Below are 13,282 nucleotides of genomic sequence, written 5' to 3'. Positions count from 1 at the left end.
ATATATCGGCGGCAGCCACAGGGAGCTCTCCAGTCGGTGGGAGCAAGCCTTGATTTTGAAAAATGTGGCGCAAGCTTGCTGGAAACGTGCTACAGTAGAGTAAAAAAGCGAGGATATCTTATGGAGCAAATCACGCTCAAACAACTGGATTTTATTCGTCAATCAACCATCAAAGCGGTTGCAGGGCTATCGGAAAACACAATAGACCACATACCTGAAGGATTTAATAATAACATCCGATGGAATTTGGGACATATTTACACGGTTCAAGAGAAGTTTGCTTTTCATTTTGCTGGCGAGCCTTTACAACTGCCTGAGAATTTTGATCGGTTATTTGCAAAAGGTACCAAACCCGCAGATTGGAACGAGGAACTCCCTTCGCTTGAAGAATTACTTGCGTTGCTTGCTGAGCAACCCAAACGGATTCAGAGTATCTTACAGGATCGCTTGGATGAAAGCGTGGCTAAGCCATTCACAACAGGTAGTGGATTACTCCTAAGTACAATTGGGGAGTTCTTAAATTTCACGTTATATCACGAGGGCATGCATTTTAATGCGATAACCACATTAAAACGATTTTCAATTTAACATCAGTAATAGAAACTAATTAAAAGGGAAAACCTCTTCGATGATGCTTATGAAGAGGTTTTTTTGTCGACTATGATATAATTGAGCAAACAGGATGTTGGAGCAAGAAAGAGGAGATAAGATGACAGATCATATTGCAAAACAAAATACAGGCTGGAACTTTGATAACAGCTATGCACATCTGCCGCAAACCTTCTTTACGAAGGTGAACCCTACCCCTGGACGCGCACCGAAGTTGATCGTTCTGAATGAGCCATTGGCAGAAGCGCTGGGGTTGAATGCTTCGGCATTGCGAAGTGAAGAAGGTGTTGCTACGCTCACTGGCAATCACATACCAGAAGGTTCGATACCGCTTGCGCAAGCTTATGCAGCTCATCAATTCGGACATTTCAATATGCTGGGAGATGGCCGCGCAATCCTACTGGGCGAACAAATGACTCCGCAAGGTGAGCGGGTGGATGTTCAGCTGAAAGGTTCAGGCAGAACACCCTACTCCCGTCGAGGCGATGGCCGCGCAGCCCTTGGACCGATGCTGCGTGAATATATCATTAGCGAAGCGATGGTCGGACTTGGCATTCCTACGACGCGAAGCTTAGCTGTAGTAACAACGGGTGATGTTATTTACCGTGAAACCGAGCTGCCTGGTGCAGTTCTGACACGCATAGCGGCAAGTCATATTCGGGTTGGTACTTTTCAATATGCTGCTCAATATGGCACTATTGAGGATACTCAGGCACTTGCGGATTACACCATACAGAGACATTACCCTGAAGTTGATGCAAGTGAGAATGGAAGTGAGCAACGCTACCTTCAGTTCCTTCAGGAAGTGATTAAACGTCAGGCCAAGCTCATTACGAAATGGCAGCTCGTTGGCTTTATTCACGGCGTGATGAATACCGATAATATGGCGATCAGCGGAGAAACGATTGATTATGGTCCTTGTGCCTTCATGGATGCCTATGACCCTGCCACGGTGTTCAGCTCCATTGACACGCATGGCCGCTACGCCTATGGCAACCAACCGCGTATTGCCGTATGGAATCTCGCTAGATTTGCAGAAACACTGTTGCCGCTGCTGCATACTGACGAGGAGCAAGCAATCAAGCTAGCCGAGGGTGCGCTGTCCGAATTTTCCACGACATATCAACAAGCGTGGCTCACAGGAATGAGAGCGAAGCTAGGGATCTTTAATGAAGAGCAGGAAGATCTTGCGTTGATCGAAGGCTTGCTAAGCATGATGGAGAAGACAAGTGCGGATTATACGAATACTTTCTTAGCATTGACGTTTGATAAAATAAAAGAATCAGTCCTGTTCGGCACGCCGGAATTTGCCCTTTGGCAGGAACAGTGGCAGGCAAGACTAGGCAGACAACAGGAAGACCAAACGGCTTCACAGCAATTGATGCGCAGCAGCAATCCTGCCGTCATTCCGCGCAATCATCGGGTAGAAGCAGCGCTAGAAGCTGCAGTCGAACATGGTGACAATAGTGTGATGGAGCGACTGCTTGCTATGCTTGCGAACCCCTTCGCACACGCACCTGAGCAAGAGGAGTATGCCGCGCCGCCGGAACCTTCGGCTTGTGCGTATCAAACGTTTTGTGGGACTTGAGTAAGGGAGAGGGCCAACTGCCGGTTGAGGTGGTTGGCTTTTCAATTTAACTGGAATTCCTCCATCCATTTGAGCCGGAGTTAACCAATTTGATGAACTAGCTGTATTTCCCACAGGTAATATCCTGAATTTTGCCCAGTTACTTAAATATCGGTTAAAATAACTGGACTTTTTCCATCTAAACCCCGAAACCCGAAGGAATCGCAGAATTTAACTGTAGATTCTCCATTTAAACTGTTAGCAGGCCTCCTCGTGCTCTCAAGCAAGGACTTGATAAGGTGGGAGTCGCCAACTGACCGGGGATTCCCCCTCCATTTTCACTAAAACCATAGGCAACCGCCAGTAGCACAATTTTATTTCTAATAAAACTATTGACGAACATCAAGAATGCTGATAAATTAAAACCAAGTAATCTTATCAGAATAATTATGTATCGACCGGACCACCGGAGACACAAGCGAAACTTCCATGAAGGGGGAGAGCTGTGTCTCTTTTTTGTATCCAATCGGTGCGTGCTGTAAAGAAAACCATATAAGAAATAAGGGGGCTTTATCATGAAAAAAAATCTAATCATGAGTTTCGTTTTATCCACTTTGCTAGTTACGGTGTTGAGCGGTTGCGGAGCGGCTTCCAAGTCGACAACAGGTACTGCTGACGATACGAAAGCGCCTGCAGCTACCACTACAACAAAATCAGAGAAAAGCACGACATTACGCATTGGCTATCAGAAATACGGTACAGTGAACTTCCTGAAAGCGAACGGGGAGCTAGATAAAGCATTAAAAGAAAAAGGCATCACCATTCAATGGACGGAGTTCCCAGGTGGTCCTCAATTGCTAGAAGCGATGAATGTTGGCAGTATTGACGTGGGGCATACCGGTGAAGCGCCGCCGATTTTTGCACAGGCTGCAGGGACACCGCTCGTTTACTTAGGGCATGAACCGGCAAGCCCAGCTAGTGAAGCAATCCTCATTCCAGAGAAGTCGGAGATTAAATCCGTAGCTGAACTGAAAGGCAAGAAGGTCGCCTTGAATAAAGGTTCCAACGTACATTACTTGTTAGTGAAGCAGCTCGAAAAAGCTGGTTTGAAATATGAAGATATTCAGGTGGTTTTCCTTCCCCCGGCAGATGCGAGAGCAGCGTTTGAGAAAGGCAGCGTCGATGCTTGGGTCATCTGGGATCCCTTCTTCTCAGCAGCAGAAACGTCTGCCAAAGCGAAAATCTTGGCTGACGGCAAAGACACCGTTGCCAATCATGAGTTTTATCTAGCTACTCGCAACTACGCAGAAAACAATAAGGAGACCGTCAAGATTGTACTAGATCAATTAGCCAAAGTAGATACATGGTCCAAAGATCATCCGAAAGAGCTTGCCGAAACGTTGTCCCCGCAGTTGGGAATTGATGTACCTTCCCTGGAACGCGCGGCAAAACGCAGAGCTTACGGGATTCAACCAATCGATGATGCTTTGATCAATGAACAACAGAAAATCGCTGATACCTTTTTTAAACTAGGACTAATTCCGAAAGAAATTAAAGTGAAAGACGCCGTATTGCCAGCTACGAAATAGGTTCGAGCTACTTATAAAGGATAAGGGAGACGATGAAGATGGAAGTATTCTGGTTCATTCCGACACACGGAGACAGCAGATACATTGGAACAACGAAAGGGGCACGCGCAGTCGATTATGGCTATATGAAGCAGATTGCGCAAGCGGCTGATCAACTAGGCTATGGTGGCGTCCTGTTGCCGACGGGCAGATCTTGCGAGGATGCATGGGTTGTGGCATCTTCCTTGATTCCCGTGACAGAGCGACTGAAATTCCTAGTCGCGGTTAGACCGGGCTTGATGTCGCCGACCCTTTCGGCCAGAATGGCTTCCACCTTCGATCGGTTATCAGAGGGTCGCTTATTAATCAACGTCGTCACGGGCGGCGATGCAAAAGAGCTTGAAGCGGAGGGACTCTTCCTGGAGCATGATGCCCGCTATAAGTTGACCGACGAATTCCTGCACATTTGGCGCAAAGAGTTGGCCGGAGAGCAAGTCGATTTCACAGGGGAACATTTGAAAGTTAAAGGCGGGAAGATTGTTTATCCGCCAATCCAAGCGCCATATCCCCCGATCTATTTCGGAGGCTCCTCACCAGCTGGGATCGAAGTAGCAGCAGATCATGTCGATGTGTACTTAACGTGGGGAGAGCCGCCAGCTCAAGTCGCTGAGAAAATTAAAACAGTTCGCGAAGCTGCAGCCAAGCGCGGCCGCACGGTGAAGTTTGGTATTCGATTGCATGTCATCGTACGTGAAACCTCAGAGGAAGCGTGGGCTGATGCCAATCGCCTCATTTCCCATCTGGATGATGAAACCATTGCTTCTGCGCAAAAAATATTTGCCAGCATGGACTCTGTAGGCCAACGCCGTATGGCAGAGCTGCACAAGGGTGATCGGACCAAGTTGGAAATTAGTCCTAATCTGTGGGCGGGCATCGGGCTTGTGCGCGGAGGTGCAGGGACAGCTTTGGTCGGTGATCCGGAGACGGTTGCGGCACGAATGAAAGAGTATGCGGACCTAGGTATTGAGACGTTTATTTTCTCTGGTTACCCACACCTGGAGGAGGCTTATCGGACAGCGGAGCTGCTGTTCCCGCATTTGCCTTTAAAATCAAATGAGAAACGGACGACCACATCTGCGAATTACGTAAGTCCATTTGGAGAACTCATCGCCAACACCGAGTTGCCGAAGCCTGCAAAGGGGGTTCGGTCCGATGACAACCAACCTGTCAAAGTCTCTGGCTAAACAGTTGCTCCCTTGGGCGCTTCCGATTGTACTTATTGTTTTATGGCAGCTATTGGGGCAATTTGGGGTCATTTCCACCCGAATTCTATCTACACCTTCAGCGGTATTTGCGGCTGGTGTTCATTTGGCAGAGAAAGGGACCTTATTCACGTATATCGGTGCCAGCTCCAAACGAGCATTTATCGGCTTTGCGATTGGCGGCAGTATCGGATTTGTCCTAGGCTTAATTAACGGACTCTTTCCTATTCTTGAAAAGGTGACGGACACATCCGTACAAATGCTGCGGAATATTCCTCATCTAGCGATGATTCCGTTGGTCATCCTCTGGTTTGGTATTGGTGAAGAAGGTAAGCTCTTCCTAGTTGCGTTAGGTGTGTTCTTCCCGATTTATTTAAATACGTTCCATGGCATTCGATCTGTTGATCCGGGTTTGATCGAAATGGGTCGTGTTTACGGGCTTCGCCATTTTCATCTCTTCCGCAAAATCATTATTCCCGGTGCGTTGCCCTCGATTTTGGTCGGGGTTCGGTTCTCACTAGGTATTATGTGGATAACTTTAATCGTAGCCGAAACGATTTCGTCCTCTTCTGGGATTGGCTACATGGCGATGAATGCTAGAGAATTTTTGCAAATGGATGTTGTTATTCTGAGTATTATTGTCTATGCCCTACTAGGCAAAATATCCGACTATATAGCGAAGCTTCTGGAACACGCATGGCTGCAATGGCATCCTAATTTCTTGAAACCATAAAGGAGAGTGGGCACGATGGCGGAAGGTACTGGCATTCGATTGCAAGTGAAGCAGGCTGCGAAGGTTTTTGGCCAAAAGCAAGTGCTGCAAGGTGTAGAGTTGGACGTAGCACCTGGCGAGTTTATTGCGATTGTTGGGCGAAGCGGCTGCGGTAAAAGCACACTGCTGCGCTTAATCGCTGGGCTGGATAAGCCCTCGAGCGGCCAAATCGAGGTCGATGGCCAGACGCTCAAAGGCATCCATTCCGAAACACGTGTGTTGTTTCAGGATGCACGCCTGCTTCCATGGAATCGCGTGCTCGCGAATGTTCAGGTTGGAGTGAAAGATGGCTCGCGCGCTAGAGCCGAAGAGGTTCTTGCGCAAGTGGGGCTTGCGGACAGAACGAATGAATGGCCGGGAGTTCTGTCCGGGGGGCAACGTCAACGCGTTGCATTGGCCCGTGCTCTGGCCGGTCAGCCTCGCCTGCTGCTGTTGGATGAGCCGCTCGGCGCGCTCGATGCGTTGACCCGCATTGAGATGCAGCAGCTCATTGAGCGGCTGTGGTATCAGCAGAAGTTTACGGCGCTGCTCGTGACGCATGATGTGTCGGAAGCCGTTCAGCTTGCGGATCGTGTTATTTTGATCGAAGAAGGGCAGATCGCCCTCGATGTAAAAATAACGCTCCCGCGGCCTCGCGTGCGGGACAGCGGGTTCGCTTATTTTGAACAATTGATTCTGGATCGCATATTGGTGAAAGAGCAGAATCCTGCTCTAGGGGATATGACAGCAAATAATAAATATGCGTATTCCATTTAGTATTAGCATACAAAAAGCACTCCAAGGCGGTATCCTGCCTTTGAAGTGCTTTTCTGCATGTAACCCTATAACTATTGGGCTGCTGGCGTATGAACATCAGTCCCTGTATGGGGGCGTTTTTCAATCATGATCGTTAATAGGAGTAAACCAATGAGTCCAGCGATGATGAAAATGGGATACCAACTTCTCGCAAATGAGCCAGCTTCCATGATAGCCATCATCCCGATCGTAGGCAGCAGAGGCTGTCCGTAAGCCTTCCACCAGTCAAGCGGGAACTTTTCGTAGTAAAAAAATCCAATCATCGCAAGTGCGGAGACAGCCCATCCCCCTGTATAAATACAAACAGCCAAGACGGGACTTTTAGCTGCAATGAAAGGGACAATGGCAATGACGAAAATTCCAGCGACGATCATGACCCAGAAGTTAGCCTTTGTTTTGCCAATTCCCGCTAGAATGCTGCCACCTAGTCGACCTACGGAGGAGAATAAGACGCCTAAAGCCATCAGCCGAATATAAGCTGCAGAATCCCCGGATGTGAAGCTCTCCCCGAATAGAAATCCGTTGATCTGGTCGGGATATAAACAAATGAGTGCTGTCAGCGGATACAGAAAAATATTGTTATACCGGACACAGCTCGTCCCACGATGCTTGCTTTCTTTCAAATCCTGTGCACTCTCGGCCACGAATGGGAATGTGACAATCATGAACGCCCATGTAATGATGCCGATGAAGCCTGTTATACGGAATCCATTCGATAAATAACCAACGGCGATAACCGAACTGGAACCAACCATCATGACCAGAAAAGGCTGTTGGAATGCTTTTGCGATATTACCCGCCCAGGAAGGCAGGCCGTATGCCATCATGCTTCGAACCTCTTGGAAAGGGATACCACCGAACCATTTCGGATTATGCACACGTTCAACTTTCCAGCCAATAAAAAGAGCTGTTAGGATCGCTCCCACGCTCATCCACACCGAAATATTTTCAAGAAGGTTCAACGAGCCAATGGGTAATAAAACGCCGACAACCGTACCTGAAGTGGCAAGTGTCGTTGTAATGACCATGAAAAAGGCCTGAACACCGAAATCGCGGTTTCCTGAGAAAGAAGCGACGCCAATATTGATGATGGAGTTGAATACAAACATGATTGAGCTGAGGATCAGGGCTCCTTTTAGCTCAGGTAGCTGATAATAATTCGCTAGGATTGGTGCGAGTAGCACGAGTAGGATCCCGAAGATAACCCCGAATAGAGAGCTCCCGAAAAAAGCGACGCGAAAATTGGTTTGTACTGCCTCCATCGGCTTCCTAGAAAAGGTGTAAATTAAGGAGGAGTTGAATCCGACATTGAGAAACAAGGAGGCCATACCGAAAATTTGCAACAAGAGATTCACTTGGCCGAATTTGGTAGGATCGTCCAATACACGAGCTAGAACGATGCTTCCCACAGTTTGGAGCATTTGGTTAATGAAGAGACCGAGCACAATGATAGATACATTTCGAAGCAAAAATCGCTGTGTATCCGTTAACATGAAATTCCGATTCAGCATGGGGGTAGCCCCTTTTCCCGTTTATAGGTCTTGTTATCCAAAGAGTAGCAGACCCCTACCAGGTTGACAACCGAAGGAATGGCAGATAAACGGAGAGAAATGGAGGTATTTGGAGATTATATGTCGCCTCGAATGGTTGAAAGAATAATACGGGGATTGCAAATCCCCTAGGGTGTTAAACCTGAAATATGCCGCCAGGAAGATCTCCCTGACGGCTTTTCTCATCCTTTTAACGCGGCAGCTTGCTTTTCCTGATACTCTCCAGGGGGCATGTAGAAGTGCTGCTTGAATACATGGGAGAAATGTTTAACACTCACGTACCCTACTTTGTCTGAGACATCAATAATCTTCTCTGAGGGTCTTGCCCTCAGTAGCTTGGCGGCTTGCTCCATTCGCACTCTGGTTAAAAATTTAATATAAGATTCATTCACGCTTTTATGAAAAATATTGCTCAAATAACTAGCGGAAACGCCTATTGTATCTGCAATAATAGCGAGAGAGATAGGCTCCGAGTAGTGCGAATAGATGTATTCCTTAGCTCTGGCTACAAGGTCGTGCTCGTTCTCGTTATCGTGCTTCGGCGTGGCATGTAGGATGAAGGATTTGAGAATTTCATAAAAGTTAAGCAGCACTTCTTCTTTTGACGGTGCCTGTAAAGTGGGGCTTTCCAACTTCCTAAGGATCGTCTGCGCTGCTTGTATTCCTTCATCCGTAAAGTTCGGGTTCATGGCCGCTATGCTCCTAATTAAATGAACGCCATATCGGTAAACAACGGGAAGCTGATAACCGCCCATAAGCTCGGCATAATTCCGAACGGAAACCATGTAATTCGTTTCATTTCTATCGAGTAAACCGGATTGAATAGCCATCATCGTTTTATCCAATTCTAGAATGGATGGCATATCCTTACTCTCATCGCTGAAGGCGAAGCAGGAGTTACCGCCACTCAGCAGACGGCTCATTAGCATCTTGCGCGCTTTGCGGTAGGAGGAGTTCAATCGAAGCACATCGTTGACACAATTACCAATAGCACCGGAGATCGTAATACCCGTACTCCTATAGATCGCGTCAGCTACTTTAGCATGGATGGCTCTGCATTGTTTAATTAGGTCATCTTGACAATCGCCGGTTACAAGTACAATTGTATTTTCCTCCGTATCGTAGAACACCCTTCCTTCTTCCACAATTTCAGTTGTAATCTGTTGTAAAATATACTTAAATACAGGAATATCGGCGTATGGAATAGATTTCCTAAGAATCATATCTTCATCCAATGAGAGGATCATTAGATTACCTTCTGTCTCGATTAAGCTCACCTTTAGACGGAAGAGAAGTGGGTAAAGTACTTTAATCTCCGCATTACTGTCTACGATAACGGCTTTCAAGAAATTTTTGACCACATGGTTTTTGGAATCCTCAGAGAGAATTTGCATGGATTGTTGGGTCAGCAGCTGACTTTTCTCTTTATCCAAATCGTGTGTAATCCGTTCGAGGACGACGCGCAGCTCTTCCTTAACAATAGGCTTCAGCAAATATTCATTCACACCATAGGTTATGGCCTCTTTAGCAAAAGTAAACTCATCATGGCCTGATAGGATGACCGTTCTTGGGCGAGGAGACATTTTTGAAACGATTTTACATAAAGTGAGGCCGTCCATGACAGGCATTTTAATATCGGTGAGGATTAAATCAACAGCATGCTGATCAAGAATCTCAAGAGCTTCCTTGCCATCTGAGGCGACATGCGCGACCTCCCACCCAGGATTAATCTGCGGAATAGTTAGCTTCAGGTAGTCTCTAGTAAGTGACTCATCGTCGACCACGAGCATTTTATACATGCCGATTCTCCTTTCTGACGTCTAATTTGGGTAAAATGATAGTGACGCATGTGCCTACTTCCGGCGTACTATCAATCGTAAGTCCATACTCCGTCCCATACTTCAGCTTGATCCGCTTATTCACATTGACAAGACCGATTCCCGTACCAGCACTATGTAAACCGTGGAGATCTTCGTTATAAACCAACGATTCCACACGTTCCTGGAGTTTTGCAAGCTTATCGGCATCTATCCCTTTCCCATTATCACGAACATAGAAATAGAGATTAGTGTCATCTTCATCACTATATATGTGTATAATCGTTTTCTCTTTCTTCATCTCACACCCATGAATAACGGCATTCTCAACGGCAGGCTGTAGGAGGAGCGCAGGAATATAATAACTGCCCAGCGAATTAGCAATGGTAATTGTGTATTCCAGTCTTCCGCCAAATCTACTGCTTTGAATGCTGAGGTAAGCTTCGAGTAAGCTGATTTCCTGCCCAAGCGTGATTTCTTTATCCCAGTTTGTCATACCCCTTAGGAGGGAACTAAGTTTATTAATTTGGTCTACGGCTTGCTCCTCTTTGCCGCTCTGCATCAGAAGACTGATCATATTGAGTGTGTTGAAAATAAAATGTGGTCTAATCTGGTTGAACAAGGCTTTGATTTGGGCTTCCTTTTGCAGGAAATTTGCCTCATACACTTCTCTGACAAGTTTCGTGTTCTCTTCGAGCATCTCTTGAATGCGATGAACCATCTCATTAAAGGAGGACCCCAGGTAGCCAATTTCATCATGCCTGTTGTTCGGGAAGGTGACCGATAAATTGCCATGATCAATCTCTTTCATTAGCTTAACGATAGTTAGCAACGGATTGAGATATCTTTTGATGAAGAAGAAATAGACAAGAATAGCGAGAAAAGAGCTAATAATCGCCATTAAGAATGCGATATTTCTTGTTTTGACGGCATTGTGATTGAGTTCGGCAACGGAGTTTACGGCAACAACGGTCCAGTTAGCTCGTGAAATGGGAGTCGCATTAAGCAGATAGTTCTCATTATCCAAACGGATCGTCGTCTTAGAATGGCTGGTTTTCAGCATGGTTTGATAGAGATCCAGCTCATGACCGCCTTTGACATTGGAAAATATAAGATTCTGATCTGCATCCACAATGAAGAGCCCGCCTTTGCTGCCCATGTTCACTTTATTGCCAATGGCTTCAATACCGCTGTAATTGGCATCCACCTTAATAATGCCGATAATTTTCTCCGTATCCTTGGTGCTGCGAAGCTGCCGTACGATCGAGAAGACCTTATTCTTCGGGTTCTTAATAATTTGCTGCATATGCGCGGGGACGAAGATAGACTCTTGTGTTGAAAGCGCTTCCGTATACCAATTGAAGTTGTGGAAGTCGACCTTTGAATCGATGTTGGTCTGCACCCTGCCGCTTGAGTATGCCGTATCCGTCAGTACAAAAACAGTAAGAATATCATTTCTTGGAATGATCATAATCTCATCCAGAAAATCTTCAATCGTACGAGTCTTCTTGAGTTGTTCGATCTCTGAATCGGGGTGAGTAGTTTCAAGTGCAGCCATCACGGCCGAATTTCGGTAGGGGGCGACTGATAAACGCGATAAGTCGTCGAGATAATTGTCGATGTTCAGAGAGGCTTGCTCGATAATTTGCTGAACCCTTTCGGTGGACTGAATCTCGAAGTCTTTGGTGTACTGATGATAAGAGACGAAGGAAACGAGGATCACGGATAATAAAATTAAGAGTCCAGTCATGATTAGCAGCTTGAACTTAATGCTCCATTGTTTCATTCCATTACCTCCCTCTATGCCCAATATATCACATCAGGTTCGGTAACATCAGCACTTCTAAAAAAACCGCACTCCAATCAAGAAAATTGAGGTCTTAACGAATGATTGGATTGAAAGTAAGATGAAATAGAAGGAACTGTTTACAAAGTTTTCTTATGTGAGACAAAAGGGAGGAAACAACGTGTTAAACAGAGCGCTATCCATGGTCATGTGTTTCTCAGTTATTTTGGGTATTGCCGCAGGATGCGGAACCAAGGAAGAGGTAAAGCCAACAACAGCCATTAGCAGCGAATCGGCCAAAGCAACAGAAAAGCCAACAGAGAAACCGAAAGAAGTCGTCCTACTAAAGTTTTTGACAGGTAAAGTAGAAACGGTAGATTTAGTTAATCAAATGATCGCTAAGTTTCAAACCGAGAATCCAGGTATCAAAGTAGAGCAGGAATATCAGAAGGATGCCAGCAATGTGATCAAGATCAAGTTCGCATCCGGCGATGTACCTGATATCACTACGGTAGTTAGCCAAGATTACATTGATCAAGGAAAATACCTCGACTTATCGAACGCTGCCTTCTGGTCGAGAGTGCTGCCGGCTGTCAAAGATTTGAATACGGATATTAAAACGGGCAAACAGTTCTCGGCAGCAGCAACAGTTACAATGGGCGGTATATTTTACAACAAGCAAATTTTCTCTGAATTAGGTTTAAAGGAAGCACTCACATGGGCTGACTTCAAAACAAACTTGAAAACAATCAAAGAGAAGAAAAAAGGCGTCGTGCCAATGTTCTTGCCTGGTAAAGAAGCATGGTCTATGGGACATTTGATCGAATTTATGGCTCATGGCATCATCAAGCAGCAGTATGGTGTTTATGAATCACGCAAAGCGTTCATTAACAACGATGGGGCAAAACTTGCGTTTGATGCCCCAGGCGGCAGTATGGAGACCTTCGCTGCTCGAATCATGGAGCTTAAGAATGAAGGGTTGATCAATGCGGATGCATTGACCGCTACCTATGATAATGAAAAAGAGGATTTTGTTGCCGGAAAAGCAGCTATGTTCAGCCAAGGCATGTGGGTACTGGGCGATCTGCTCAAGATCAATCCGGATTTTGCCAAAAATATTGGCTTCAGCCCATTCCCAGCTTTACAAGATGGAGGTAAGCCAGTCGTATTATCCGCAGAGGATTCCAAGTATGCGATCACTTCTGCATCCAAGCATCCGGAAGAGGCTAAGAAATTCCTTGATTTCCTCTTCAAAGCGGAAAATTTAAAGTTATACAGCGAAGCGATTAAATCACCTTCCGCCTTCACCGATGTGAAAGCTGATTGGGGCCCGCTACAAGATCAAGCAACGCAAGCATTAAAAACAGGTGTGAACATTGCCTTCACAGATACACCTTCTGGCTTCTCGGGTGATGATGTAGGCCGCATGGTGCAAGAATTGATTGCCGGCAAATACAAAACACCAGCTGATTTTGCCAAAACGTACAAAGAAACATGGGATAAAGGATGGAAAGCTTCCAAGTAAAATAGAATGAACTCGCGAGAAGGGAAGGATC

The 13,282-nt window shown here is 46.1% G+C and carries 10 protein-coding genes; 7 read left to right on the top strand and 3 right to left on the bottom strand.

What is annotated here, in order from left to right; genetic code table 11:
* The first annotated feature begins 120 nt into the window (after positions 1-120).
* The 6 genes from L6I86_RS22350 (at position 121) to L6I86_RS22325 (ending at position 6,534) form a co-directional block, all read left to right on the top strand.
* Positions 121-588, top strand: coding sequence for a DinB family protein (locus L6I86_RS22350; protein WP_236290653.1), 468 nt, complete (start codon positions 121-123; stop codon positions 586-588).
* A gap of 121 nt (positions 589-709) precedes the next feature.
* On the top strand, positions 710-2,197 hold the full coding sequence (locus L6I86_RS22345; protein ID WP_236290652.1) for a protein adenylyltransferase SelO: 1,488 nt from the start codon (positions 710-712) through the stop codon (positions 2,195-2,197).
* 554 nt (positions 2,198-2,751) lie between these two features.
* Complete coding sequence (locus L6I86_RS22340) at positions 2,752-3,765, top strand: sulfonate ABC transporter substrate-binding protein (RefSeq protein ID WP_236290651.1); 1,014 nt, start codon at positions 2,752-2,754, stop codon at positions 3,763-3,765.
* A 38-nt stretch (positions 3,766-3,803) separates the two neighbouring features.
* Positions 3,804-4,988 (top strand): FMNH2-dependent alkanesulfonate monooxygenase, encoded by a 1,185-nt coding sequence (gene ssuD, locus L6I86_RS22335; RefSeq protein WP_236290650.1) that lies wholly within the window; start codon positions 3,804-3,806, stop codon positions 4,986-4,988.
* Entirely contained in the window at positions 4,957-5,739 is a 783-nt protein-coding gene (gene ssuC / locus L6I86_RS22330; RefSeq protein ID WP_236290649.1) for an aliphatic sulfonate ABC transporter permease SsuC, read from the top strand. Before ssuD ends, ssuC begins: the two co-directional genes overlap by 32 nt.
* A 15-nt stretch (positions 5,740-5,754) precedes the next feature.
* Complete coding sequence (locus L6I86_RS22325; RefSeq protein WP_236290648.1) at positions 5,755-6,534, top strand: ATP-binding cassette domain-containing protein; 780 nt, start codon at positions 5,755-5,757, stop codon at positions 6,532-6,534.
* Between the two features lie 71 nt (positions 6,535-6,605).
* Here L6I86_RS22325 and L6I86_RS22320 read toward each other — a convergent pair whose 3' ends face one another.
* From L6I86_RS22320 to L6I86_RS22310, 3 genes are all read right to left on the bottom strand, one after another.
* A complete protein-coding gene (locus tag L6I86_RS22320; RefSeq protein ID WP_236290647.1) occupies positions 6,606-8,084 on the bottom strand; it encodes an oligosaccharide flippase family protein in 1,479 nt (492 codons plus the stop codon).
* A gap of 221 nt (positions 8,085-8,305) precedes the next feature.
* The gene (locus L6I86_RS22315) at positions 8,306-9,922 is read right to left on the bottom strand and encodes a response regulator (RefSeq protein WP_236290646.1); all 1,617 of its coding nucleotides are present in this window, start codon (positions 9,920-9,922) and stop codon (positions 8,306-8,308) included.
* Complete coding sequence (locus L6I86_RS22310) at positions 9,915-11,726, bottom strand: cache domain-containing sensor histidine kinase (protein ID WP_236290645.1); 1,812 nt, start codon at positions 11,724-11,726, stop codon at positions 9,915-9,917. The genes L6I86_RS22315 and L6I86_RS22310 overlap by 8 nt, the downstream gene beginning before the upstream one ends.
* A gap of 181 nt (positions 11,727-11,907) precedes the next feature.
* Here L6I86_RS22310 and L6I86_RS22305 point away from each other — a divergent pair, with 181 nt between their 5' ends.
* A complete protein-coding gene (locus L6I86_RS22305) occupies positions 11,908-13,251 on the top strand; it encodes an ABC transporter substrate-binding protein (protein ID WP_236290643.1) in 1,344 nt (447 codons plus the stop codon).
* The last annotated feature ends 31 nt before the right edge of the window (positions 13,252-13,282 follow it).

It is taken from the genome of Paenibacillus allorhizoplanae (assembly GCF_927798215.1).
In the GTDB taxonomy this organism is placed as follows: Bacteria; Bacillota; Bacilli; order Paenibacillales; family NBRC-103111; genus Paenibacillus_E; species Paenibacillus_E allorhizoplanae.
This window is presented reverse-complemented; position numbering and strand designations above follow the sequence as displayed.

What these genes read in the sequence shown, in the direction of transcription:
- L6I86_RS22350 (WP_236290653.1), top strand. Translation starts at nt 121, where the DNA reads ATGGAGCAAATCACGCTCAAACAACTGGATTTTATTCGTCAATCAACC.
- L6I86_RS22345 (WP_236290652.1), top strand. Translation starts at nt 710, where the DNA reads ATGACAGATCATATTGCAAAACAAAATACAGGCTGGAACTTTGATAAC.
- L6I86_RS22340 (WP_236290651.1), top strand. Translation starts at nt 2,752, where the DNA reads ATGAAAAAAAATCTAATCATGAGTTTCGTTTTATCCACTTTGCTAGTT.
- ssuD (WP_236290650.1), top strand. Translation starts at nt 3,804, where the DNA reads ATGGAAGTATTCTGGTTCATTCCGACACACGGAGACAGCAGATACATT.
- ssuC (WP_236290649.1), top strand. Translation starts at nt 4,957, where the DNA reads ATGACAACCAACCTGTCAAAGTCTCTGGCTAAACAGTTGCTCCCTTGG.
- L6I86_RS22325 (WP_236290648.1), top strand. Translation starts at nt 5,755, where the DNA reads ATGGCGGAAGGTACTGGCATTCGATTGCAAGTGAAGCAGGCTGCGAAG.
- L6I86_RS22320 (WP_236290647.1), bottom strand. Translation starts at nt 8,084, where the DNA reads ATGCTGAATCGGAATTTCATGTTAACGGATACACAGCGATTTTTGCTT.
- L6I86_RS22315 (WP_236290646.1), bottom strand. Translation starts at nt 9,922, where the DNA reads ATGTATAAAATGCTCGTGGTCGACGATGAGTCACTTACTAGAGACTAC.
- L6I86_RS22310 (WP_236290645.1), bottom strand. Translation starts at nt 11,726, where the DNA reads ATGAAACAATGGAGCATTAAGTTCAAGCTGCTAATCATGACTGGACTC.